The organism is Acetomicrobium hydrogeniformans ATCC BAA-1850 (genome assembly GCF_000160455.2).
Taxonomy (GTDB): domain Bacteria; phylum Synergistota; class Synergistia; order Synergistales; family Acetomicrobiaceae; genus Acetomicrobium; species Acetomicrobium thermoterrenum.
Genome location: NZ_ACJX03000001.1, coordinates 136741 through 160384, shown reverse-complemented (window position 1 = coordinate 160384; position 23644 = coordinate 136741). Strand labels below are relative to the sequence as shown.

At 48.1% G+C, this 23644-nt stretch carries 19 protein-coding genes; 7 read left to right on the top strand and 12 right to left on the bottom strand.

The features are described from left to right. Window positions 1-8 precede the first annotated feature (8 nt). From HMPREF1705_RS00845 to HMPREF1705_RS00830, 4 genes are all read left to right on the top strand, one after another. Window positions 9-2321: a xanthine dehydrogenase family protein molybdopterin-binding subunit gene (locus tag HMPREF1705_RS00845; protein WP_009200609.1), complete on the top strand. Its 2313-nt coding sequence runs from the start codon at window positions 9-11 to the stop codon at window positions 2319-2321. Further along, the gene (locus HMPREF1705_RS00840) at window positions 2318-3676 is read left to right on the top strand and encodes an FAD binding domain-containing protein (protein WP_009200610.1); all 1359 of its coding nucleotides are present in this window, start codon (window positions 2318-2320) and stop codon (window positions 3674-3676) included. Before HMPREF1705_RS00845 ends, HMPREF1705_RS00840 begins: the two co-directional genes overlap by 4 nt. Next, window positions 3673-4254, top strand: coding sequence for a deaminase (locus tag HMPREF1705_RS00835; RefSeq protein ID WP_009200611.1), 582 nt, complete (start codon window positions 3673-3675; stop codon window positions 4252-4254). The genes HMPREF1705_RS00840 and HMPREF1705_RS00835 overlap by 4 nt, the downstream gene beginning before the upstream one ends. A 90-nt stretch (window positions 4255-4344) precedes the next feature. Next, on the top strand, window positions 4345-5646 hold the full coding sequence (locus HMPREF1705_RS00830) for an NCS2 family permease (protein WP_009200612.1): 1302 nt from the start codon (window positions 4345-4347) through the stop codon (window positions 5644-5646). A gap of 6 nt (window positions 5647-5652) precedes the next feature. Here the strand turns inward: HMPREF1705_RS00830 and purD are convergent, their stop codons facing one another. From purD to purC, 8 genes are read right to left on the bottom strand one after another with little or no spacing between them, the layout of a single operon-like run. Then, window positions 5653-6921 carry a phosphoribosylamine--glycine ligase gene (purD, locus tag HMPREF1705_RS00825; RefSeq protein WP_009200613.1) on the bottom strand — a complete coding sequence of 423 codons (1269 nt, stop codon included), beginning with the start codon at window positions 6919-6921 and terminating at the stop codon, window positions 5653-5655. A gap of 19 nt (window positions 6922-6940) precedes the next feature. Beyond that, on the bottom strand, window positions 6941-8473 hold the full coding sequence (purH, locus tag HMPREF1705_RS00820; RefSeq protein ID WP_009200614.1) for a bifunctional phosphoribosylaminoimidazolecarboxamide formyltransferase/IMP cyclohydrolase: 1533 nt from the start codon (window positions 8471-8473) through the stop codon (window positions 6941-6943). Beyond that, complete coding sequence (purN, locus tag HMPREF1705_RS00815; protein WP_306337665.1) at window positions 8457-9053, bottom strand: phosphoribosylglycinamide formyltransferase; 597 nt, start codon at window positions 9051-9053, stop codon at window positions 8457-8459. The genes purH and purN overlap by 17 nt, the downstream gene beginning before the upstream one ends. Window positions 9054-9058: 5 nt before the next feature. Beyond that, window positions 9059-10054 carry a phosphoribosylformylglycinamidine cyclo-ligase gene (gene purM, locus HMPREF1705_RS00810; protein ID WP_009200616.1) on the bottom strand — a complete coding sequence of 332 codons (996 nt, stop codon included), beginning with the start codon at window positions 10052-10054 and terminating at the stop codon, window positions 9059-9061. 4 nt (window positions 10055-10058) lie between these two features. Further along, entirely contained in the window at window positions 10059-11408 is a 1350-nt protein-coding gene (purF, locus tag HMPREF1705_RS00805) for an amidophosphoribosyltransferase (protein WP_009200617.1), read from the bottom strand. A gap of 24 nt (window positions 11409-11432) precedes the next feature. Next, window positions 11433-13517 (bottom strand): phosphoribosylformylglycinamidine synthase subunit PurL, encoded by a 2085-nt coding sequence (gene purL, locus HMPREF1705_RS00800; RefSeq protein WP_040347841.1) that lies wholly within the window; start codon window positions 13515-13517, stop codon window positions 11433-11435. After that, complete coding sequence (gene purQ, locus HMPREF1705_RS00795) at window positions 13517-14191, bottom strand: phosphoribosylformylglycinamidine synthase subunit PurQ (RefSeq protein ID WP_009200619.1); 675 nt, start codon at window positions 14189-14191, stop codon at window positions 13517-13519. Before purQ ends, purL begins: the two co-directional genes overlap by 1 nt. Further along, window positions 14192-15166, bottom strand: coding sequence for a phosphoribosylaminoimidazolesuccinocarboxamide synthase (gene purC, locus HMPREF1705_RS00790; protein WP_009200620.1), 975 nt, complete (start codon window positions 15164-15166; stop codon window positions 14192-14194). Between the two features lie 623 nt (window positions 15167-15789). Here purC and HMPREF1705_RS00780 point away from each other — a divergent pair. From HMPREF1705_RS00780 to HMPREF1705_RS00770, 3 genes are all read left to right on the top strand, one after another. Beyond that, a complete protein-coding gene (locus HMPREF1705_RS00780) occupies window positions 15790-17784 on the top strand; it encodes a hypothetical protein (protein ID WP_009200621.1) in 1995 nt (664 codons plus the stop codon). 69 nt (window positions 17785-17853) lie between these two features. After that, on the top strand, window positions 17854-18648 hold the full coding sequence (locus HMPREF1705_RS00775; RefSeq protein WP_009200622.1) for a sulfite exporter TauE/SafE family protein: 795 nt from the start codon (window positions 17854-17856) through the stop codon (window positions 18646-18648). 556 nt (window positions 18649-19204) lie between these two features. Then, window positions 19205-19978 carry an IclR family transcriptional regulator gene (locus HMPREF1705_RS00770; protein ID WP_242603489.1) on the top strand — a complete coding sequence of 258 codons (774 nt, stop codon included), beginning with the start codon at window positions 19205-19207 and terminating at the stop codon, window positions 19976-19978. Between the two features lie 59 nt (window positions 19979-20037). Here the strand turns inward: HMPREF1705_RS00770 and HMPREF1705_RS00765 are convergent, their stop codons facing one another. From HMPREF1705_RS00765 to HMPREF1705_RS00750, 4 genes are all read right to left on the bottom strand, one after another. Further along, window positions 20038-20973 carry a dihydrodipicolinate synthase family protein gene (locus HMPREF1705_RS00765; RefSeq protein WP_009200624.1) on the bottom strand — a complete coding sequence of 312 codons (936 nt, stop codon included), beginning with the start codon at window positions 20971-20973 and terminating at the stop codon, window positions 20038-20040. A gap of 68 nt (window positions 20974-21041) precedes the next feature. After that, entirely contained in the window at window positions 21042-22220 is a 1179-nt protein-coding gene (locus HMPREF1705_RS00760) for a UxaA family hydrolase (RefSeq protein WP_009200625.1), read from the bottom strand. A 17-nt stretch (window positions 22221-22237) separates the two neighbouring features. Beyond that, window positions 22238-22522 (bottom strand): UxaA family hydrolase, encoded by a 285-nt coding sequence (locus HMPREF1705_RS00755; RefSeq protein WP_009200626.1) that lies wholly within the window; start codon window positions 22520-22522, stop codon window positions 22238-22240. After that, window positions 22515-23540: a 2-keto-3-deoxygluconate permease gene (locus tag HMPREF1705_RS00750; RefSeq protein ID WP_009200627.1), complete on the bottom strand. Its 1026-nt coding sequence runs from the start codon at window positions 23538-23540 to the stop codon at window positions 22515-22517. Before HMPREF1705_RS00750 ends, HMPREF1705_RS00755 begins: the two co-directional genes overlap by 8 nt. Window positions 23541-23644: the final 104 nt, after the last annotated feature.

Below are 23644 nucleotides of genomic sequence, written 5' to 3'. Positions count from 1 at the left end.
GTTGCCCTTTGGCTGAAAAATTAAAGGTTACGCTGAGGGAGAAAGAATTCAGGGAAGTTATCGGAAAGCCCGTCGTCAGGGTAGATGCCTGGGATAAGGTTATGGGGAAGGCAGAATATATCGATGACTGCCCAATCCCTGGCTGTTGGTACGGAGGCACAGTGAGAAGCGACGTGCCCCACGGAAGGATCGTTGGTATCAGGCAGGATCCGTCCTTTGACTGGTCGAAGGTGGTCTTTGTAACGGCAAAAGACCTTCCGGGCCCGAATGAGGTGGCCATGGTAAGGCGTGACATGCCTGTATTGGCAGAGGATATCGTAAATTACGTATCGGAACCCATAGCGCTCGTTGCCGCTCCCACCAAAGCCCTCCTCAGGGCCGCATTAAAGGCCGTAAAAGTTGAAATAGAGCCGATCGAGCCCGTGCTTACTATAGAAGAGGCGCTTTCTGGCGAGAAGATCATTTGGGGCGAGGACAACGTCCTTGCCAAATTCGAGGTAAAAAGAGGAGAAGTCGACGAGGCATTTAAAGAAGCAGATATCATCATAGAAGAAACTTACAGGACGGGCCATCAGGAGCAGCTTTACCTGGAACCCCAGGGGATGGTGGCCCTTCCACGCGACGATGGAGGCGTGGAGGTTATAGGTTCGCTTCAGTGCCCTTACTATATACATGGCGCCATGACGCATGCTTTAAACCTCCCACCCGATAAGATCGTCATAAAACAGGCCGTTACGGGCGGAGGCTTTGGCGGAAAGGAAGATTTTCCCTCGCTTCTTGCTATACACGCAGCCGTGCTTGCCTTGAAGGCCAAAAGGCCCGTGAAGATCATCTACGACAGGGCCGAAGATATGGTCTCCACTACCAAGAGGCACCCTTCCAGGATAAGGCACAGAACGGGGGTAAAAAAGGACGGCACGATAGTCGCCCAGGACGTAGACCTGGTGCTTGACGGAGGGGCTTATACGACCTTGAGCATTGTAGTGCTTCAAAGGTCGCTGCTTCACGCTACGGGTTGCTACAACATACCAAGCGCCCGCATCCTGGCCAGAGCCGTGGCTACGAACACACCGCCAAACGGCGCCTTCAGGGGTTTTGGCGCGCCTCAAAGCATATTTGCCATGGAAAGGCAGATGGATAAAATCGCAAGGACGCTTGGTTTAAGCCCTGTAGAAGTGAGGCGTAAAAACCTGTTAAAGAACGGAGATGCCTTTCCCTTCGGTCAAAGGGTCGAGGACGACGGAGCAAGGCTAGTCTTTGAGCGTGCCTTGGCGATTTCGGAATACGAAAGAAAGAGGTCCGAGTATTCAAAAGACCAAGGCCCGAAGAAAAGGGGCATCGGGTTGTCGCTTTTCCTTCACGGAGGAGGCTTTACGGGAGCGGGAGAGCAGAAGATCAACGGAAAAATAAAGCTTTTTGTGGCGAAGGAGTCAGTCGAACTTCACGTGAGCAACGTCGAGATGGGGCAAGGTGCCGCGACGGTGCTCACGCAAATAGCAGCTCAGGGCCTTCAAATTCCCTTCGAGAAGGTCAAGTACTGTCAGCCCGATACCTCCAAGGCTCCCGACAGCGGTCCGACAGTCGCCTCCCGCACCACCATGATCGTGGGAAAGATCGTGCTTCGTGGGACAGAAAAGCTAATTTTGCAGCTCAAGGAGTACGTATCCAGGCATTTTGACGTCTCCCTTGGGGACATAACCTATGCAAAGGGAACTTTTTTTGAAAACGGCACCCCCCTGGCTGACTTTTTTGAAATAGCCCGACGGATCGAGGAAGAAAGGGGGCCCCTGGAGGTCATAGGCGATTACGTCCATCCCCCGGAGCTTAACTGGGACGACAAGAAATGTCAGGGGGACGCATACCAGGGTTATGCCTGGGGAGCAAGTGTCCTGGAGGTGGAAGTCGATACAGATACCTGGGAAGTGAGGCCCTTGCGAGACACTGTTGTCGTTGACGTCGGCACTGCCATAAATCCCTTGCTCGCCCTTGGTCAGGTAGAAGGCGGAAGCCTGCAGGGATTGGGCTACGGCTATCTTGAGGTCATAGAGATGGAAGGCGGCAGATACAGGAACAACAGGCTTGCCAGTTACTCCATCCCGACCAGCGTCGATTGCCCCGACTTCTTCGTGGAACTTATGGAAATTCCCTGTAGCAGGGGAGCCTTTGGGGCAAAGGGATTGGGTGAAATGCCTTTAAGCGGAGGAGGACCTGCGGTGGCGTCAGCCATCGAGCACGCCACAGGACTTTTCCCCACCAGGCTTCCCGTGACGGGGGAGATTTTGACTTCGCTCGAGCAAGAAGGGGATGAAAGACGATCATGAAGTTACGGTTTACTTTAAACGATCATGAAGTTACGGCCGAGGCTTCTCCTCTGGATCGTTTGCTTGACGTCTTGAGGGAACAGCTGGGGTATGTGGGTACCAAAGAAGGCTGCGGAGAGGGAGAGTGCGGAGCCTGTTCGGTGATTTTAAACGGAAAACTTGTGAACTCCTGCCTGGTTCCCGCTCTGCAGGTGCGGGGCGGAGATGTGCTCACCATAGAAGGATTGGACGGCGAAGAAGACGCACTTCAGAGGGCCTTCGTAGAGGAAGGGGCGGTGCAGTGCGGATTCTGCATCCCGGGGATGGTCTTGGCCGCACGGGCCCTTTTAAGCGCAAAACCCAATCCCACCAGAGAGGAGATAAAATGGGCCTTGGCGGGAAACCTCTGTCGATGCACCGGTTACGAACGGATATTTCGCGCTGTGGAAAGAGCGGCTGCGGAAGGCTACGGCAGAAAGACTGCTCCCAAAAAGGGCGAAAGGGATAATGTGTCCGAGGAATCGGTAGAACTTCAGGGAAGCGAGGCCTCCCGGGTATTTTTGCCCGTCGATCTGGAGAAGGCCTTAGAAATTCTGGAAAGATATCCGGATATGACCTTGTTGTCGGGTTGTACCGATTTTTACCCCGACCTTAAGAAGGGAAAGCCCGAGCCCGAGAGGGTGATGGACATCTGGAATTTGAAGGAGATGAGCGGGATAAAGCTCGAAAAGGGCTACATGGAGATCGGAGGCGGCACAACCTTTTCCGAGATCGCCTCTTCGGATTTAGTGAAAGAGCATTTTCCCGCCCTAGCTTATCTTTCGACTTTAATTGGAGCTGTGGCCATACAAAATAGGGCCACAATCGGAGGAAATCTCGTCAACGCTTCAGCCGCGGCCGACAGTCCGCCCCTGCTTTTCGTACTTGGCGCAATTGCAGTCCTTCAAAGCAAAAGGGGAGTGCGCGAAATACCCGTGACGGAGCTTTACAGCGGCTACAGAAAGACCGTTTTAAGGTCCGATGAGTTGCTTAAAAGCGTAAAAATACCCCTTCCTTCGGTGAAGTCGCGCCAATTTTTCTACAAAAGAGGTTCCAGGCTTGCTTTAACCATTTCAAGGCTTTCCCTTGCCGGGTTTATCGAGCTCGAAGACGAGGCGGTAAGTGACGTCCGCTTAGCGGCGGGAAGCATGTCGCCCGTCCCGATCTTTTTGACTGATACGGAAAAATATCTCAGGGGGAAGAAGCTAACAGAGGAAGTCATAGACGAAGCCCGCCTCATTGCAAGCGAGGAAGTCTCCCCCAGGACTTCAAAGGACTACAGAAAGCGCGTCACGGGCAGGCTGGTATCGCGATTCTTAAAGGAGGCAAGATCATGAGCTGCGACGATAGAACTTTACTTTACAGACTTCTCGACGTAATCGAGAACTACATTTTGCCCCAGACTAAAAAATGCGTTCCCCTGGGCCATAAGGTCTTTGGTGGCGCCGTATTAAAGGCAGACGATCTTTCCCTCGTGGTTGCGGCCACCAATCACGAGGGAGAAAACCCCATATTTCACGGTGAGATATATACGATATTGAAGTTTTTTGAGCTTGAAGACCACCCAAAGCCGCAGGACTGCATCTTTCTTTCGACACACGAACCCTGCTCGATGTGCCTGTCGGCCATAGCCTGGGCAGGATTTCCGAAGATCTATTACTTCTTTAGCTACGAAGAGACGAACGACGTCTTCAATATTCCTCATGACTTAAAGATGTTAAAGGAGGTCTTTGGCTGCGACAGGCCAAGTCGTAAAAACTCCTTTTTCGAGTCGTACAGCATTATGGAGATGTTGAGGAATTTCCAAGATGAGGAGGCGAAAGTGAAGGTCGAAAGGATAATAGAGGAGTACAACGCGTTATCTCGGCAGTATCAAAGCATAAAGGACGGTATAGATAATATTATAAGAAAGTGATAGAGTTGATATAAACTCAAATTCTCTCTTTGCGAAAGAGAAGTACAATATAATTTTACGGACAGTCGTTATTAAGGAGGTGTTCGTATTATGGGTGAGTGGTTGGACAAGCGGTTCAACGTAACTGCGAGCGGCAGCAGCATACGCACCGAGATAATCGCCGGCATCACTACTTTTATGACCATGGCCTATATCATCTTCGTGAACCCCGCTATCTTAAGCGAGGCCGGTATGGATTTCGGAGCGGTCATGACGGCCACCTGTTTGGCCTCGGCGATAGGGACGCTTTTGATGGCCTTTTTGGCGAATTATCCCTTCGCTCTGGCGCCTGGTATGGGGCTTAACGCCTTTTTTGCCTTCTCGGTAGTGCTCGGTATGGAGGTTGGGTGGGAAGTCGCCCTCGCTTGCGTTTTCATCGATGGAATCATATTCATAATATTGACGGCAGGTAAGGTAAGGCAGGCCATTGTCAATGCCGTTCCCTACACGCTAAAGGTAGCGGTTGGAGCGGGCATCGGGATGTTCATAGCCTTGATAGGCCTGATACAGGCGGGCATCATTGTCGATAACCCCGCCACGCTAGTGTCGCTGGGCAATGTAAAGTCTGCCGGCCCCATTCTCGCTATGGTGGGGCTTCTTTTCATGGCAGTCCTTCATGCCTATAAGGTCAAAGGGTCCTTGCTTTGGGGTATTTTGCTGATCACCATCGTCAGCATCCCCCTTGGCATCACGACTCCCCCGGAGGGAATCGTTTCCGCTCCGCCGAGCCTTTCTCCCGTCTTTTTTAAGTTGGACCTCAAATCTGCTTTGACCTTTGCCATGTTCCCAGTGATCATAACCTTCGTCTTCGTCGACATGTTCGACACCATAGGCACGCTCATAGGAGTTTCCACAAGGGCCGGTATGCTGAACGAAAAGGGAGAACTTCCCAAGGTCGGTCGTGCCCTCTTTGCCGACGCTGTGGCGACGACCCTGGGTGCATGCCTTGGAACGAGCACGACGACGACCTACGTGGAAAGCGCAGCAGGAGTTGAGGAGGGAGGACGCACGGGTCTTACGGCCCTGGTCGTTGCAATACTTTTTTTGTGCGCCCTCTTCATATCACCTATAGCAAAGATAGTGCCTTCCGTCGCGACAGCGCCTGCATTGGTCATGGTCGGCGTCTTCATGATGCAGTCGCTTAAAAATTTGAACTTCGACGACATAACGGAGATAGTTCCCGCCTGCATTACCATCTTTGCAATGCCCTTTACCTACTCAATAGCGGAGGGCATCTCCTGGGGCATAATCTCCTATGCCCTGATCAAGCTCCTTGCCGGACGCGGCAGGGAAGTCAGCAAGACGATGTACGTACTAGCAGTGCTATTTTTGCTTAAGGAATTCATGCTTTAATAAATATTAAACAAAGGCCTGCCACGCTATGTCCCTACGGTAGTGGGCGTCCCTGAAAGTTATGGACGATACGGCGTGGTAGGCCTTTTCTCTCGCCTGTCTCAGGTCGTCGGCCAAGCCAACGACGGTCAGGACCCTTCCTCCGTCGGTGAAAAATTTTCCCTCGGCCTTTTTTGTGCCCGAATGAAAGATTAAAATGTCTTCCCTATCCTTCAGCCTCTCCAGGCCCTCGATGGGGAATCCCTTTTCGTAACTGCCAGGATATCCGCCAGAGGCCATGACAACTCCTACGGCTGTCGTCTTGGCCTTTATCTCGCCGAACTCCCCGAGGGTGCCGCTGCAGCAGGCAGTGAAAAGATCGCCCCAATCGACGTCGCATATGGGGAGGACGACCTGCGCTTCGGGGTCTCCGAAGCGGACGTTGTATTCAAGCACGTAGGGATTGCCATCGTGTACCATGATCCCGGCGTAGATGGTTCCGATGAAGTCCCTGCCTTCTGCCTTCAAGCCTTCAACTGTCGGGGCTATGATCTCCCTTTCTATCCTGTTTATGAGTGATTTGCTTACCTGAGGCAGAGGAGAGTAGGCGCCCATGCCGCCCGTGTTTGGCCCCTCGTCGCCGTCGAAGGCTCTTTTGTGGTCTTGACTTAAAGGCAGCATCCTGTAGCTCTTCCCGTTAGTTACCGCCATGGCCGTCAGCTCGTAGCCCTTTAGAAAGTCTTCGACCACGATGGTTTGGCCCGCTTCACCAAGCCTTCTTTCGACCAATAGCTCACTTGCGATCTTTTCTGCCTCCTTCATCTCGCCGACGACGAAGGCCCCTTTGCCGGCGGCCAGTCCGTCGGCTTTGATCACGTAGGGAGGAGTCCGTTTGGCTAGCGCCTTTTTTGCCTCATCAAGGTCGCTGCACACGTCGAAAGGTGCAGTTGGTATGTTTTGCCTTTTCATGAAATTTTTGGCGAAGGCCTTGCTGCCTTCAAGTCTTGCTCCTTCTTTGCCAGGGCCGTAGACCAGGATGCCTTGGTGCCTTAAGGCGTCGGCCGCTCCGGCTACCAGGGGGGCTTCCGGACCTATGACGACGAGGTCGATCTTTTGACTCCTTGCCAGATCCGTTATCTCTTTTGTGTCCAGAATATTCAACGGGAAAAGGGGGCACATTTCCGAGATGCCCCCGTTTCCGGGAGCGGCTATCGCCTCCGTTATGACCTTAGATTTTTTAAGGTAGTAAAGGAGGGCGTGTTCCCTTCCTCCGCCACCTAAAATTAGCGCCTTCATTGCGAAACCCTCACTTTCTTCAATGACGGAAGGTCCTGGCCTTCGTCAAAAGCATTGGAACGCCCAGTTCGATGCAGGCCTTCTTTACTTCCTCGTCGCGCTTGGAGCCTCCCGGTTGAAGGATTAGGGCAATTCCGGCCTTGGCAGCCGCTTCTACGCTGTCGGAGAAGGGGAAAAATCCGTCGGAGGCCATGACGGAACCGCGTACTTTTTCTCCTGCATGTTCGATTGCCCATTTTACGGCGTCCACGCGGCTCGTAAAGCCTGAAGCGATCGCGATGGTGGCGCCATCCTTTGTAAGGGCTATCGCATTACTTTTTGCAAGTGCGGCCGCCTTCCAGGCCACGAGGGCATCTAGCTTGAGGTCCGATCTTCTTTCTCCTATCCATTCGCCGCCGTCGAAATCGGGCTCGGGTGGGAGTGTATCTTCCTGGGCTAAAAAACCGAAGGCTGTCTTGGCGATGCGAAAATCGTCGATGTTGCTCACGTCAAAGGCCAGCAACCTCAAATTCGGCCTCTTCTGTCGAAACACCTCTAGCGCCTTGGGGGCGAAGGAGGGGGCGACTATTATCTCGTAAAATTTCGTTGCGACCTCGAGGGCAGCCTCTTCGTCCATTTCGCGGGTGAAGCCTATTATGCCGCCGTAAGCTGATACGGGATCGGAGGCAAGGGCGCCTCGGTAGGCAGAGATCAAACTTTCTCCGATGGCCATCCCGCAGGGAGTTGTGTGTTTGATGATTACGCATCCTATGGAGTCGCTTAAAAGCTTTATGCCCTTTACGGCGCCGTCGGCATCGAGGATGTTGTTGTAGGAAAGGGCGCCTCCTCCCAACTGTTTAAAGGGCGTTTCCTTGATTGGGTCTTCGTAAAGTGCAGCGGCCTGGTGGGGGTTTTCGCCGTATTTCATATCCATTGACTTTATCAGGGCTATTGGGAAAGCCCTGGGGAAAACCTCCTCTTCCGCCATCGCGTCTTTTAGGACGGAATGGATGATCGAATCGTAGGTGGCGGTTCTTGCAAAGGCCTTCAAGGCGAGCCTTTGGCGAGTCTCTATTGTCACGTTGCCCAAGGTTTTAAGTTCCTCTGTTATCCCTTCGTAGTCGTCGGGATCGGTGACGATTGTCACGTAGCGGTAGTTTTTGGCAGCAGCCCTGATGAGGGTAACTCCGCCTATATCTATGTTTTCGATCAGATCTCCCAGCCCGGCCTTTTTCTTGGCAACTTCCTCGAAGGGATATAAATTACAGACCACAATGTCTATTAGGGGAATTCCCCATTTTTCTACGTCGGCCAGGTCCATTTGAAAGTCCCTGCGGGCCAGTATGCCGCCCAATACGGAAGGATGAAGGGTCTTGACCCTTCCGCCCAAAATATGGGGATAGCCCGAAAGATCGGCGATTTCCTTCACGGGGATGCCCTGGCCCTTCAGGTATTGTGCCGTTCCCGAAGAGGAAACTATTTCGTATTCCAATTCGTGCAAGCTCTTTGCCAGCTTTTCTATCCCTCTTTTATCGAACACGGATATCAATGCGCGCTTAATATGGTCCTTCAATTATCATTCGCCTCCCTTTCTTCCTATAACGTCCTGAAAAAAGCTCCTTTAAGGTCCGCCAGTAAAGGTCGTGTTCTGCTTCATGGATTTTTTCCTCGAGGCTTTCGAGAGTGTCGCTGTCTTCGACGCGGACCTCCCTTTGGCTTAATATGGGGCCGTGATCCATCAGTTCATCGACGAGATGAACGGTGACGCCCGTCACCTTTACTCCGTATTCAAAGGAATCCTTAATTGCACTGGTGCCGGGAAAGGCCGGCAAAAGAGAGGGGTGTATGTTGACGATTTTGTCCCTGTATTTACCGACGAAATCTGAAGAAAGAATCCTCATAAAGCCCGCCAGGACGATCCATTCGACGGATTGGGATAGTATTTTTTCGTTAAGATGCTCCTCGGCCCTTGCCATCCCTTCATTGTAAGGCAAAATAATCGTCTCAAAGCCCATTTCCCTTGCCTTTTTTATCCCTAAGGCATCCTTTTTGTCGCTTGCCACGAATGAGATGTCGGCCTTTAAATCTCCGCTGAAGCACCTCTGGGCCAAAGCGACCATGTTTGTACCCCTTCCGGATACAAGAATGGCCATCTTCGTCACGGCCCTGTCACCTCGCCAATTAGGAAAGAAGGCTCGTTAAGTTCCTCAAGGGCCCCTTTTAAGGCGGGAAGCTCGCCCTTTTCTACGATGAAGACATAGCCTACCCCGAGATTGAATACTCTTCTCATCTCTCCCTCTTCGACGCCGGCTTGGGCTATGAGATCGTAAATTTTAGGCCTCTTCCAGGAGCCGTAATCTATGGATATGGACAGCCCTTCGGGGATCACCCGAAGGACGTTGTCCCTAAGGCCGCCGCCTGTGATGTGAGCCATGGCCTTGACCTTTGCCCTGCACAGGACCTCCATCACGATCTTGGGATAAAGCCTTGTCGGTTCAAGCAAAACTTTAAAAAGCGGCAGATCCTCACCGAAGGGTTTGCTGTCCAGGTCCAGCTTTAATCCATCGTCGAGGAGGACCTTTCGTACCAGGCTAAAGCCGTTGCTGTGAAGCCCGCTTGAGGAAAGCCCTACGAGCAGGTCGCCCCCTTGGACGTCGCTTCCTGCAATGACTTCTTCTTTTTTTACGATTCCGACGGCGAATCCCGCCAGATCAAAGCCATCGGGCGGATAGGTGCCCGGCATCTCGGCCGTCTCACCCCCAAGGAGTGCACAACCACTGTCCCTGCAGGCTTTGGCTATGCCGTAGATCACGGGAGAGTAGCGCTTTCCCTCCAACTTTCCACAGGCAAGGTAGTCCAGAAAAAAAAGAGGTCTGGCCCCGCTCGTAACCAGGTCGTTTACACTCATGGCAACGAGGTCCTGACCTAGGCCGTCGAAATGGCCTGCCCTTTTTGCTATCTCAAGTTTCGTGCCAACGCCGTCGCAGCATGCTGCCAGGCAAAGCCCTTCTCCCAAGTCATATAGGCCGCTAAAACCTCCTATGCCTGAGACCACCCCCCGGCTTTCTGCCATGGAAGCGGCCTCCTTCACGATTCGGATCCAATCGTCGGCTGCTTTTAAGGAAACCCCCGCCTTTTCGTAGGTCCATTTCATTTTATTATTCCTCCAAATACTTGCCGTCGAAACAGGCCGTGCAAAGTTCTGTTGCGGGAAGATCGATGGAGTTTATCAAATCTTCCACTTTGAGAAAGCAGAGCGTGTCGGCCCCTATAAAATCCCTCAAATCCCCTGTATCCATCATGGCAGCGGCCAGGTCCGCCGACCTTGGCGTGTCTATGCCATAAAGGCAGGGAAACCTGACAGGGGGAGAAGCAATGCGAAGATGTATCTTACGCGCTCCAGCTTCGCGAAGAAAGCGAACTGCCAGCTGCGAAGTGGTGCCTCTGACGATGGAATCGTCCACGACCACTATGTTTCGGCCGCGAATGAGCTTGTCGATGGGATTGAGTTTGATCTGAACGCCCAGTTGCCTCACGCGTTGGGTGGGCTGGATGAAGGTCCTTCCCACGTATCTGTTTCTTACTATGGCCATCTCGAAGGGAAGGTCTGAGGCCACGGCGTAGCCTAAAGCTCCGATGGTACCGCTGTCGGGCATGCCCAGGACCATCTCTCCGTCGGGGGAGGGGCACGTCCCGGCCAGGTTCTGGCCCAACTTCAACCTCACGTCGTAAACCGATCTGCCGTCAATATCGCTGTCCGGGCGGGCAAGATAGACGTATTCGAAGGAGCATCTGAAACGCCTGGCCGGCTTAACCGGTATGGAAAGGCTCGTTATTTCGCCTCTTTCGATGATTACGATCTCTCCTGGATTGACGTCGCGTACATGAGTAGCCTTGACGATGTCCAGGGCGCAGCTTTCGGAGGCCACGTAGTGAATGCCGTCCCTTTTTCCTATCACGAGAGGTCTGAAGCCCCAGGGGTCCCTTGCGGCTACGAGTCGTCCTTCTATGAGGGCGACGATGCTGAAGGCTCCCCGAAGCTTGCTCAATGCCTTTATCAGGGCATCGATTGGAGGCAAGTCCTGTTCGTGGGCCATTAGATGGAGTATCACCTCCGTGTCCGTTGTTGACTGAAATATGGCACCCCGCGACTCCAGGTCTCGCTTCAGCATTTCGGCGTTAGTGATATTGCCGTTGTGGGCTATGGCTACCTGTCCCTTGGAGTAGGTTGCATGAAGGGGTTGGGCGTTTATGATCGACGACTCTCCAGCGGTGGAGTAGCGCACGTGTCCAATTGCGCAACTTCCTCTTTCCTTGGAAAGTTGTTCCTGGCTTAACGCAGCGTGTACCAGGCCCATTCCCTTTTGAAGGCGCAGGGCGCCGCCTTCGTCGAACCAGGCTACACCTGCCGATTCCTGACCTCTGTGCTGTAGGGCATAAAGCCCCAAATACACGTCCTCTAAAATAGAAGGTTCCTTTGGTCCTATAACGCCAAAGATTCCGCACATTTTTCGATTTTCCTCCGTTGCCGATCAGGCGAACCTTACGGTTTTGTCTTCCCTGGCCCTTCCGATCTCTTTTACGGGAAAGCCGTCCCATACCTTCAAAAACTCGCTTGTATTGGCTTCAGGGACGGAATAAAGGGCGCGGGGGCCTCCTTCGCCGAACAAAAATCGGACGTCTCCTCCCTTGATCTCAAGACCAAACCTTGACCCCGAGGCCATCTTCATTGCCGCTAAAGCCAATCCGCCCAGGCTGACGCATCTTCCACAGGTGGCCAGCTTCAAGGTGGCGGTCTTTATTGCCCTTTCGATGAAAGCGCGTTCATCGTCGAAATTGACGGGGTATACAGGGCCAGAGATCTTTCCTTCCACGTAGCGCCTATAGGCGCTTGCCTGCAGGCTTGCCTCTTTTCCGACCAAAAATAACCTGTCCGATAATTCCGGCCCTTTGGCCTTGAGGAAATGCATGCCATCGAAGGCTCCGACGGCACAAACGACGGGCGTGGGAAGTATAGCGCCTTCGTGAGATTCGTTGTAGAGGCTTACGTTTCCCGATACTATGGGACAATTGAGCTCCTTACACGCCAAGGCCATGCCCTTTACGACCTCCGATATGATCCAGAAATTTTCGGGGACTTCCGGGGATGGGAAGTTGAGACAGTCCGTCATCCCGAGGGGATATGCGCCGGCTACCGCCAGCATTCGTATGGCCATCGCGACAGTTTCCGCGCCCCCCGCAAAGGGATCTACAGCACATCTCCAAGGGTCGCTTGCCGCCGCAAGGGCTATTAGTTTGTCCGCCTCTTTTATATAAAGGATTGCCACGGGATTTCCGGGACCTAAAGTGGTCCTTGTCTGGACCATGTGATCGTATTGCTCGTAAATCCATGATTTGTCCTCGAACTGAGGAAGGGAGGCCAGAAAACCGACGACCTTCGACGGGTCGTTTCGATCAAGCGCAGCACCTTCAACTTTGGGGTAGCTTACCCCAAGTTCGTCGGGTTTATGGACCGGCCAGTCCGTTTCTGGGCTCGAGGCAAGAAAGGAGGCGGAAAGGTCTGCTACGATCTCGCCTTTATGTGTCAATACGTATCGGTCTTCGTCGATGATCTTTCCTATAATGGCGCACTCCAGTCCCCATTTATCGGCTATGGCCCTGACTTCTCCAAAATTTGTTTCATCGGTGGCAAGGAGCATCCTCTCCTGAGACTCGGAAAGGGCTATCTCGAAGGGTTTCATGCCCTCTTCTCTTAGGGGGACATTATCTAGGTAGATTTCAGCTCCGGCTTTTGCCTTTGCGGCCAATTCTACGGAAGACGACGTTATGCCTGCGGCGCCCATATCCTGCATGCTCACTATAAGCCCTTTGTCCAAAATTTCGAGACAGCATTCTATGAGGAGTTTTTCGGCAAAGGGATCTCCCATTTGGACCTGTGGCTTGTTTTCCTTTACGGATTCGTCAAGCTCCGCCGAGGCGAAAGCTGCTCCTGCAATACCGTCCCGTCCCGTCTTTGAGCCCACGAGAACTAAGATGTTCCCCGGCTTTGCCGCCGTTGCGCTTACTACCTTGTCAAGCTCAACCAAGCCAGCGCACATGGCATTTACCAGGGGATTTCCACTGTAGGCGGGATCGTAGTAAGTCATGCCGCCGACGGTTGGAACGCCAACGGCATTTCCGTAGCTTCCGACGCCCCTGATTACGCCTTCCATCAAAAATTTTGTCCTCCTGTCGTCGGGAGGGCCGAAGAAAAGGCAATCCATAGATGCTATGGGGCGGGCGCCTACGGCCAGTATGTCCCTGATTATCCCTCCGACTCCCGTGGCCGCGCCCTGGACGGGCTCTACGGCTGAAGGGTGATTATGGCTTTCAATTTTGAAAGCGATGCCTAAGCCCGAACCGATATCGACGATCCCGGCGTTTTCTCCCGGCCCCCGATAAACGTATTTCCCCGTCGTGGGAAACAGGGAAAGCAGCTTTCTGGAGGATTTGTAACTGCAGTGTTCTGACCACATCACAGAAAAGAGCAACAGCTCTGTCTCGTTGGGTTCCCTTCCAAGCGCCTCTTTTATCTTAAGGTATTCCCGTTCCTTTAGACCGTAAAGATTTTTAGCCATCATCGCATCTCCTTTACCCATTTGCTCAATCCCTTGAAGAACCTGACGCCTCCTTCTCCTCCCACCAGGGGGTGAACAACCCTTTCGGGATGGGGCATGAGCCCCAGTACGTTACCCTCTTTATTCGTTATTCCCGCTATGGCGTTCAGAGAGCCGTTAAGGTTGTCTGCGTAGCGAAAGACTACACAGCCGCTTTCTTCAAGTATCGTCAAAGAGTCGTCGTCAAGGTAGAAAAGCCCGTCGTGATGAGCGATGGGGAAATTCACTATTTCGTTCTTTTCGTAAAGTTGGGTGAAGGGGGTGTCGTTTCGCTCGATTATTATTTGACAGGACCTGCATATGAATTTTGTCGATGCGTTCGGCAAAAGGGCGCCGGGCAGGAGCTTTGCCTCGGTGAGTATATGAAAACCATTGCAAATGCCTATGACCAGACCTCCCCTTTGGGCGAATTCGGCTACGGATTTCATTATGGGAGATTTTGCCGCCATGGCCCCGCATCTCAAATAGTCGCCGTAGGAAAAGCCTCCGGGGAGAACTACGATATCGGTATCGGAAGGCAGACTTTTTTCCGCGTGCCATATCATCTCCGCATCGGCGTTGCAGCAAAGTTCAAAAGCCCATTTGACATCTCTGTCGCAGTTGCTTCCCGGAAAAATTACAACTGATACCTTCATCTATATTTCCTCCAGTTCGAAGGAATACTCCTCGATGAGGTCGTTCACGAGCAGGTCTTCGCACATTTCCTTTACCCTGGATGCTGCGTCTTCTTGAGATGGAGAGGTCAGGGTAATTTTTATATATTTCCCAACCCTTACGTTTTTCACTTCATCATAACCCAAGGAATGCAGCGAAGAAAGGACGGCCTTCCCCTGGGTGTCCAGTACGCCTTCTTTGAGGTAAACGAGAATGTTAGCCCGGTATTCGGCGGAACAACTTTTATCCCAGTCCGCGATCCTGCGCCAGATCTCCTCGTAGGCTTCAAGGACGTTTCCCAGGTCCTTTCTGAACCTGTCCTTGTCAAGGCGCTCTTTTGAGGTCAAATCCCAAAAACGGCACGTATCGGGAGAGATCTCGTCGGCCACGAAAATATTTCCTTCATCGTCCATGCCAAATTCAAGCTTGAAATCGACCAATTTGATGCCACGTTCGAAGAGATACTTGGAAAGTATCTCGTTTACCTTGAGACACAGCTCCTTCATCTTTTCTACATGTGGCTTTGAGGCGAAGCCGAAGGCCCTGATGTGGTCTTCCGTGACCAAAGGATCTCCAAGCTCGTCGTTTTTCAGGTAAAACTCCACAAGTGGCGGCACCAGGTCTAAGCCTTCTTCTACGCCGAGCCTCTTGCACAAAGAGCCCGTGCTTGTATTTCTTACGACCACTTCCAGGGGAATTATCTTGAGCCTTTTAACGAGCTGATGGTTGTCGTCGAGGAGTTTTACGAAGTGAGTGGGAATGCCTTTGTCCTGAAGGAGCTTTAAAAATGTGGCGCTTATGAGGTTGGTCAGCCTTCCTTTGCCCTGCATTGTGTCTTTCTTTTGCGCGTTGAAGGCCGTTAAGGAATCCTTGTACTCAAATATCGCAAGGCTCGGATCGTCAGTCTCGTATACTTTCTTTGCCTTGCCCTCGTAAATTAGCTTAATTTTATTCATCTCATCACCTTCACATCTGGAATTTTACCTTACATTTATGGCATAGATGGGTATAAATGTCAATATATTTTGGGACCGCATTGTGCCGAAGAAACCCCGCGAAAAACGGAATAGGGCCCGGCTTAATCGGACAAACCCGACATGATTGTGTATTTATGCGATTAAATCGCAAAGCAACCTTGCCATTGTATTTGTGAGTTAATTCTTTTTTTGCTTGGCTTATTTAGCTTTAGGTATAAAAGCAGTAAAATAAAGTTACGTTAACCTTATATCCTAATATAAGGAGGGATATAGTGAGGGCAAAAACGACTCGGATGACGCCGCGATAACCATCAAATATTACGGCCCAGAAAGCGGGCTGGACGTAAACGAGTTTATAGACGAACAAAGCAAGACAGGCACAAGAAGTGTGTTTGAATTTAACAATGCTCCTGCTGTCGGGATAGACAGGAAAACGACGGACCACAAGGAAAGCATTTACATCATACCCTGCGACAAGGGATTTTTGCAATTCTTTATTCTGTAAAAAGGGAGATTTACAACTGCTACCTTGGGGTTGCCCGAATGATGGTCAAACAGTTAGATTTTTACGAGAAAAACTGAAGCCTTAAGGGGTGAATGACATGAGAAAAAGGTCGTTGCTTTTGATTTCGGTCATTTTGGTCCTGGTTTTTCTGTATGCCTGCGGCGCTTGCGCTGCCCAAAAGACAGGCGTTACCGAAGGAACGGTCAAAAACTTCACCTATCATCTTGCGTTTGGGGAAAGAAGCGTAACTTTAAAAGACGGCGAATACGAAGAGCCACACCCCGACTACCTGCACGTATGGATAGATAATTTCATCATAGATGACGTGGACAGAGACGGTGCTCCCGACGCAGTAGTGGTATTAGCGCAAAACGGCGGTGGCAGCGGGACGTTTTTTGAGCTGACCGCCTTGCTTGCAACGCAAAACGGCATCTTGCAGACGAACTCTGTTTCTCTTGGAGATCGCGTAAAGATCGACAGCATCAAGGTGGTCGAAAATAGCGAGGCTCTGTCAACGAGCTTGTTTGAGCCCAAAAAGATCGTCATTGACATGTTGACCCATAAGGAAAGCGATCCCTTATACTCTCCCTCGGAAAGGATGGTCTTAAACTTTGCCCTTTATGAAGATGAGCTGGTCTCCTACGAAGATGTACCTCCCACGATCGTAAAAAAGCCTGCGATTTATCTGTATCCACAGAAAGAGACCAAGGTGAGGGTCAAAGTTGACGTCAACGGCGAGATCACAGAAAGCATCCCTCAATACGGTGACGGCTGGGAAGTTACCGCTAGCCCCAAGGGAAAGATCGACGGCAAATACGACTACCTCTTTTACGAGGCCAGGTTAAACAGCCTGCCACAGCTTCCCGAAGAAGGATGGGTTGTCGCTTACGGCGAACTGGGCAAGTGGTTCGACGAAAACCTTCCTGCCTTAGGTCTTAATGGTAAGGAAGCACGCGACCTTAAGGAATACTGGATCAAGAGCTTAAAGCCCGCGAAGTATTACGTAATAAAGCTTTTGGACAGAAACTTCATAGACGAAAACCTGAAACTGCAGGTTTCACCCACGCCTCAGACCGTCATCAGGCTCATGCTTTACTTTAAGCCTACTGACCATTTCGATATACTGAAGGCGCCAAAACCGCAGAAGACCGTGAGGGTAGGATTTACGGTGGTCGAGTGGGGTGGCATCGTTGAAGACTCGGACGCAGACGTATGCTTGAAACCTGCCTATTCGCTTCTCCCCGATGATACGGGCATTTTACTGCTTCGGGCCGTAAACGTTGGGCAGCACAAGCTGTCGATCACGGTTAATTCTGGAGGCTGTACGGATAAAGATACGATAAAGGCTGTCGTAAATAAGGTAGATGCCATAGACGGCCAGGTCCCCGTTTACGAGCTCACTTTTTTGCGTGAAAAGCCCGACCTTTGCAAGGCTTTTCTGCCCGAGGGAGTGGTGGTTGACTACGATCTCGAAAAGGACTTCGGATTTAAGATGCCCTACGTCGTTACCGTAACAAACCCGGTGCCTCCGATCGTCAAAGATGAGCCTTACTTCACCATTTCTTCAATTAGGATCGAGATAGAGGAACCAAAGGCAACCTCGGACGCTCCAGACGATTATGTCATGCTTAAAAAAGGTTTGATCGATGCCACCGTTAGGGCCATTAGGCTTGAGATAAATAGGTATGAAGCTTCAAACCACAGCGATAAGCAGGAAAAGATCGATTACCTCAAAGAAGAACTAGCCAGATTTGAGGGTATGAAACCGCAGGATTACGTTCTAGAAGCACCTGAAGGGCAAAAGGGCGATGAAAACCCGCTTGATGATTTCGGCAAGTTCGGGCCAGCCTTGCCACCTGAGGAGCGGGAAGGGGAAATTATCGTTACCGACGAGCTTGAATACGGTTTGATTTTGACCGTTACCGGCATGACGAGGTCGGGCCCCTTTTATCACGTAGCGGGCGTGATGAATGACGATTTTAAGACCCTGACGCCCGGAAAGCATAAGGTAAAACTTTACTTGGTCTACAAAAGGGAGTGCTTCGGCGGCATCCCCGATTACTACGTGTTTATAGGTGACAAATTGCAGTAAAGCTCAAAGTGAAGTAGTGGTAATATTTGTATAGCATATGTGGAGTACATGAGCAAGAAGTGAGGTAATATGTTTTATATTCTGATAACTGTCATAAGCTTTATAGCAGGTTCGATCACCGGGCTAATTGGTGCTAGCGGCGTAATGGTAATAGTTCCGGGGCTCGTGATGTTGGGTTGTTCTACCTTCGATGCCATAGGTTGCAGCCTCTTTGCCGATGCCTTGGCCTCCCTTGTCGTGGCCTGGACTTACTCCAGGTACGGCAACCTAAACTTGAGGCAAGGTTGGCCGATAGCCCTCGGATCGATATTGGGTGCACAGTTGGGAAGCTTCATTTCGCCCCATCTGCCCGAGATGGGAGTGGGTGGGTCCTTTGGCGTCCTGCTTTTGGTTTCAGCTGCCATGTTTTGGCGGAAGGGAAGCAAAAAAGCAGCCATAAAGCCCGAAGGCAAGACGACGTCGAATGATGAAGTTAAGGGTTTTTTGAAGGTCTTAAGGGATAACCCAAAAACGTCGGGAACGATCCTGGGCGTGCTGGTAGGGATCATAAGCGGAATCCTTGGTGCCGGCGGAGGAGTAATGATCCTACTGATACTGGTCTTCGTAATGGGCTACAAGGTTCACGAAGGAGTAGGCACCTCAACGCTCATCATGGCCTTTACGGCAGCTTCTGGAGCTTTGGGCCATGCTTTCACGGGAAATCTCCCCATGGACATTGCCATACCCAGCGCAATCGGGACGGTGGTAGGGGGAAGGTTAACAGCAGGCTTTGCGAACAAGACAAATGAAGCGGTCTTGGGAAAGATAGTCGGCGTCATCTTTGCCGTTCTGGGAGCGTTGATGATTTTTGGGGTAGGAAGTTAATTAGTGAGTAAAATAAAGGTATAAAAGCAACTGAAAAAGCTCTCAGTTAGCTTTTGTATTTTAATATCAAATCATGCTACAGGAAGACGTGGCATTCGTGTCTTTTGATTGTATATACACCTGATTTAAACTTTGACTCAAGGGCTTTTTTAACCCTGTCCAGCATCCGGATACCGGATAATAGATGTGTTACTTTTGGGGTGTTATAAAAAATATTGCCAGTGACAGCTTCTTTTCATATAGAGAATCTCTGAAAAGTGCTTTACGTAATCTGATTATTTTGAAACAGATAGTCAAGAACAGCTTACTGTACTATAATCGAAAAAAATTAATGTTTGCAAAAGGTTCTCGATTCCCCTTGTGGCAATTACAGGTTTAAGTAAAATTACGAGAAATATTAGCGTTAGTTTCATTATTTATAGTGATATTTAACTAATATTAATAGATAAGGGAGCATGTATTGGTTTTTTAGGCAGAGTGATGATGTTTGTCATAATTCTTATTGACACGATATAAAAGATAATTAATTTACCCGAGTTAAATATAGGTGATGAATATGTCAGATAGTGATAAAAAACTACATAATCCAACTATGCGCGTGATCAACATCCTTGAAGAAATCGACAAATCTCCCAACGGACTTACATTATCAGAGTTGTCTGAAAGAATAAATTCGCCCAAGAGTACTATTTTACCTATATTGCATACTTTATTATTAAATGGTTATTTAGATGTTGATGAGAAATTAAGGTACAAGGTAGGTATCAGGACTTTTTTATTGGGAGTTTCCAATTATTTGGACTTGAGAGGACTAAAAATTATTGAGAAAGAAATGGAGAGCATTGTCGAGGCTTGTAATGAAGTGTGCCAGCTGGGTAAACTCGTAGATTTTGATGTGTTATATTTAGCTAAAGTTGATTCGAATCAACCCGTAAAACTTGTGTCATCTGTTGGTAAGAGACTCCCAGCTTATGCAACTGCTTTAGGAAAAGCGTTATTGTCAGGATGTTCGGATCAGGAAATTAGAGAACATTACGGGGATAAATTAAAACCGTTTACTTCAAAAACAGTAACGGATGTTAATGTATTGTTGCAACAAATCCAGGAAATTCGCGAAGGTAAGCTGGCTCACGAGTTTGGAGAAATTAATGACGAAATTGGTTGTATAGCAACACCACTTAAGAGGGGGAGTGAAGTGGTTGCTTCTATAAGCGTAAGCTTCCCATTGTATAGAGCAACAAATGAGAAGTTGCAATTAATAGAAACAACTCTAAGAGAAAAACGCCCAATCATTGAGGAGTTAATAAAGAAATTGTGTTTAAATTTATAGCTAACAATAATATGAATATACTCCCTCTTGAAGCCACATAATCAAGAGGGAGTATATTTTTATGCTGTAGGGTTGTTGATGTTGGATATACTAGCAAATACTAATTTTTGCTTTTGGATTAATTTTTGAAGTTTATCGAGACTCCTTTTTAATGGTGGTGTAAAAGGAAATCTACAATACTCTTCTAATTGTAATCCGCTTAATATCATTGCCGCCTTGATCATAGGAATAAAGTAAGGTTCAATATCATAAACATACATTAATTCATCGATAATTTTTTGTAGTGCAACAACATTTTCGCTATCACGTTTATTAACTGCATCTCTCCATTCAACACATATTTCAGAGGCGAAGTTTGAAATTCCACCCACAGCACCTGCTCCTCCGCTCATGATATTATGAGCAAAAAATTCATCATACCCCGAATATACCTCAAAATCAGGGTACTCATCGCAAACAGTATTAATTATAGCTCTAGTGTGTCCAATCTGTGTAACGCTATCTTTGTATCCTACAATGTTATGATTATTACGCACTAACTCTAGCGTAATCTCTGGAGTAACGTCATAGCCAGTCCGATCAGGGAAATTATAAATATAAATGTTAGCTTCAGTAGATTTGGCGATTGTGTTGTAATACGAATAAATACTATCTTTTGGTAAGTTAAAATAATACGGACTCATTACCATAACTGCATCTGCACCAGCATCATGGGCACAATTGATTATGTCGATTTGTTCATCAATTAGCATGCTTCCAGAGCTAATAATAACCTTTATTCTTTTGTTAATATGTTTTATTGCATATTCCAATAAAGATTTTTTTTCTTTATGATTCATATAAAAAAATTCTCCACAACTACCCATAATCACAACGCCATCGATTCCATTTTTTATTAAATAGTCATATATCCGAGCATTGACCTCGAAATCAATATACCCTCGTTCATCAAAAGCAGTTACAACAGGTGTTAACCATTTCGCATTAGCAGTCATATATTGAAACCATCTCCCTTTAAACTCAAATTTATATAAGATATGTACAAGTATTTATACATAAGTATTTATACATAATTTGCCGCCCTCATTATGGCAATTTCCGTGTATCCTAACTGTTCTGCTTTTGTTAGTTTACCACTTGCAACCTTTTTAACTTCATCTAATAAGGTGTCTCCAAGTTCATTTAAAGTATGTGTGCCAAATATGACCCCTGAACAGTCTAAATCGATATTATCTTGCATTTTTTTATATGTTTCTCTATTGCCAGTTATTTTAATCACAGGTGCAATTGGATTTCCTGTTGGTGTTCCTCGCCCTGTTGAGAATACGATTATTTGAGCACCACCCGCTACCATGCCAGCAATAGAGGAGGGATCATTTCCAGGTGTGTCCATTATTACCAAGCCTTTTGCATCAACATCTTTTGCATAATCGTATACCTCATTTATGCTTGATGTTCCTCCTTTATGAATACAGCCAAGCGATTTTTCCTCCAGTGTTGTTAATCCTCCTGCCTTATTACCTGGAGATGGGTTACCTTCTCTTACATTTTCTCCTACAAAAGCAAGACTCATTTCATAACGTTGTATAATTTCATATATTCTTCTTTTAATCCTTTCGTCTTTTGCTCTTTTTGCTAATATATGTTCTGCACCTATTAACTCTGTGGTTTCGCTCAGTATTATCGTACCACCCAATGCTACTAATTTATCACTAAGACTACCCATAACTGGATTTGCTGCAATGCCACTTGTTGTATCAGAACCTCCACACTCAGTGCCTAAAATTAGATTAGATATTGGGAATTCTTCTTTTTGCAATGTGCTAGCTTCTTCAACCATTATCTTTGCGCATCTCACAGCCTTTTCAATTGCTTTAAGAGTTCCACCTTCATCTTGAATTATTAATGATTCGAGAGGTTTATTAGTGCGTTTTTTTATCTCGGCTACTACAATGCTCTCTTGAGCATTCTCGCATCCCAATGCAACGACGATAGTTCCATAAATATTAGGATTAGCTGCAAAACCGCTCATTAAATCTAAAGTTAATGTGAGGTCTTTAGGGACTTGAGAACAACCATTTTGATTATTAAATGTTACACATCCTTGTACTTGGCTAGCAATAATTCTAGTGGTGTCAGAAGCACAAACACTAGCTGGCAAAATGAGAACGTGATTTCTAATTCCTATTTTGCCATCTGGTCGTTTATATCCCAAAAAAGTCATTTGGTTATCATGAAGCATCTTTTTTTTCCTCCTAGCTAGTGATTTCTTGTAATAACACTTTCTAAATTATGTTCATGAACATGTTCGCCCATATTGATATCCTTCGTTGCATAACCTATAATTTCCCCATATTTATAGACGTATTCTCCCTTTTTTATGTATATTATGGCAACTTTATGATAAATAGGAACATTAGTAGTAGCTTGTAGGGTATCAATATTACCATCATTATCAATAAATGTTATTGTATCACCCTTATAAATATTATCAGTAACAATCGCGACCGAATCTCTAGGGTGTAATATAACAGCATTAGTCAACAGATATCACCTCTTTTTCTTTTGAACTAATTTTGCTTGATTTAATGTCTTTTTCTGAAAATTGCCCCTCATATAAAGGATATTGAGGGCTACCATATTTTTTAACCCAAAAAGCAGTAATAAAAGGTATTATAAGAGCAGTCAATACAGTGGAAGCTGCTACTTGCGCTGTAGCTATAGGAACATATGAGGACCATGAGGGGTCTACAGTTGCAACTGCAGCTGGAACTGCAACTGCATTCCCGGCTGTGGTTGAAACGGCCCATCCTGCATAACCAGGTCTTTTGTTTAAAAATTTGTCACACCAAACAACAAATGGGCCACTAATACAAATCGTCATTAATGCTAATAAAGCTCCAGATAGTCCACCGCTTATAATTGCGGTTATGTTAATGCCTCCACCTAAAGTAATACCAACAAAGGGTAAAAGTAAAGTAACACCAGGTTTAAGAAATTCAGCAACTTTCCTATCAATGTTTCCGATCAACATACCAAATAGTATGGGTGCGATAACCGCTATTAATGATATTATGGGAACATTGGCCAAACCAGAGGCGCCAAGGGCAATTAAGGTTAGAAATGGTCCATCGTTAATACCTAGCAAACTCATGGCGGTTTGATCAACTTCATCACCATATGCGGCCATTAAGCCCAGGTAAAGACTTCCATTGCTATTAGTTATAGCGCTTATGATAGCTAAACTTGTTAAACCAAATATACCTTCCGCTCCAAAAAATTTACCAATAAAAATACCAATAGCTGCTCCGATTAGAAATTTCGAAAGTAATAACACACCTCCACGTCTGACCACAGATAATAGTTCTTTAACGCGCAATTGAGCACCCATGCATACAAACTGTGCACCAATGATAGCGGCTATTCCCTGACTAGTAAATATTGCCGTGGTAAATGATCCAATATTGAGTAATTCTGGAAAGAATGTATTGATAATAGCAGATAGTAGCATAGGAACGACCATTATTCCTGCCGGGATTTTGTTCAAAAAACTCATAATCATACCGATTACCCCCCTTTTTTAACTTGAATGTTACGTATATACGGACATCATTTATATATACGTCATATTTTTTTAAAATTGTAATCCAACGTGCATGTGCTGTC

Excerpts from the sequence above, each read along its gene's own strand:
- HMPREF1705_RS00830 (WP_009200612.1), top strand. The coding sequence starts at position 4,345 with ATGGGTGAGTGGTTGGACAAGCGGTTCAACGTAACTGCGAGCGGCAGC.
- HMPREF1705_RS00840 (WP_009200610.1), top strand. The coding sequence starts at position 2,318 with ATGAAGTTACGGTTTACTTTAAACGATCATGAAGTTACGGCCGAGGCT.
- purC (WP_009200620.1), bottom strand. The coding sequence starts at position 15,166 with ATGAATAAAATTAAGCTAATTTACGAGGGCAAGGCAAAGAAAGTATAC.
- purF (WP_009200617.1), bottom strand. The coding sequence starts at position 11,408 with ATGTGCGGAATCTTTGGCGTTATAGGACCAAAGGAACCTTCTATTTTA.
- purL (WP_040347841.1), bottom strand. The coding sequence starts at position 13,517 with ATGGCTAAAAATCTTTACGGTCTAAAGGAACGGGAATACCTTAAGATA.
- purM (WP_009200616.1), bottom strand. The coding sequence starts at position 10,054 with ATGAAATGGACCTACGAAAAGGCGGGGGTTTCCTTAAAAGCAGCCGAC.
- purD (WP_009200613.1), bottom strand. The coding sequence starts at position 6,921 with ATGAAGGCGCTAATTTTAGGTGGCGGAGGAAGGGAACACGCCCTCCTT.
- HMPREF1705_RS00765 (WP_009200624.1), bottom strand. The coding sequence starts at position 20,973 with ATGACTGCTAATGCGAAATGGTTAACACCTGTTGTAACTGCTTTTGAT.
- HMPREF1705_RS00835 (WP_009200611.1), top strand. The coding sequence starts at position 3,673 with ATGAGCTGCGACGATAGAACTTTACTTTACAGACTTCTCGACGTAATC.
- HMPREF1705_RS00760 (WP_009200625.1), bottom strand. The coding sequence starts at position 22,220 with ATGCTTCATGATAACCAAATGACTTTTTTGGGATATAAACGACCAGAT.
- purN (WP_306337665.1), bottom strand. The coding sequence starts at position 9,053 with ATGGCCATTCTTGTATCCGGAAGGGGTACAAACATGGTCGCTTTGGCC.
- HMPREF1705_RS00770 (WP_242603489.1), top strand. The coding sequence starts at position 19,205 with ATGTCAGATAGTGATAAAAAACTACATAATCCAACTATGCGCGTGATC.
- HMPREF1705_RS00780 (WP_009200621.1), top strand. The coding sequence starts at position 15,790 with ATGAGAAAAAGGTCGTTGCTTTTGATTTCGGTCATTTTGGTCCTGGTT.
- HMPREF1705_RS00775 (WP_009200622.1), top strand. The coding sequence starts at position 17,854 with ATGTTTTATATTCTGATAACTGTCATAAGCTTTATAGCAGGTTCGATC.
- HMPREF1705_RS00750 (WP_009200627.1), bottom strand. The coding sequence starts at position 23,540 with ATGATTATGAGTTTTTTGAACAAAATCCCGGCAGGAATAATGGTCGTT.
- purQ (WP_009200619.1), bottom strand. The coding sequence starts at position 14,191 with ATGAAGGTATCAGTTGTAATTTTTCCGGGAAGCAACTGCGACAGAGAT.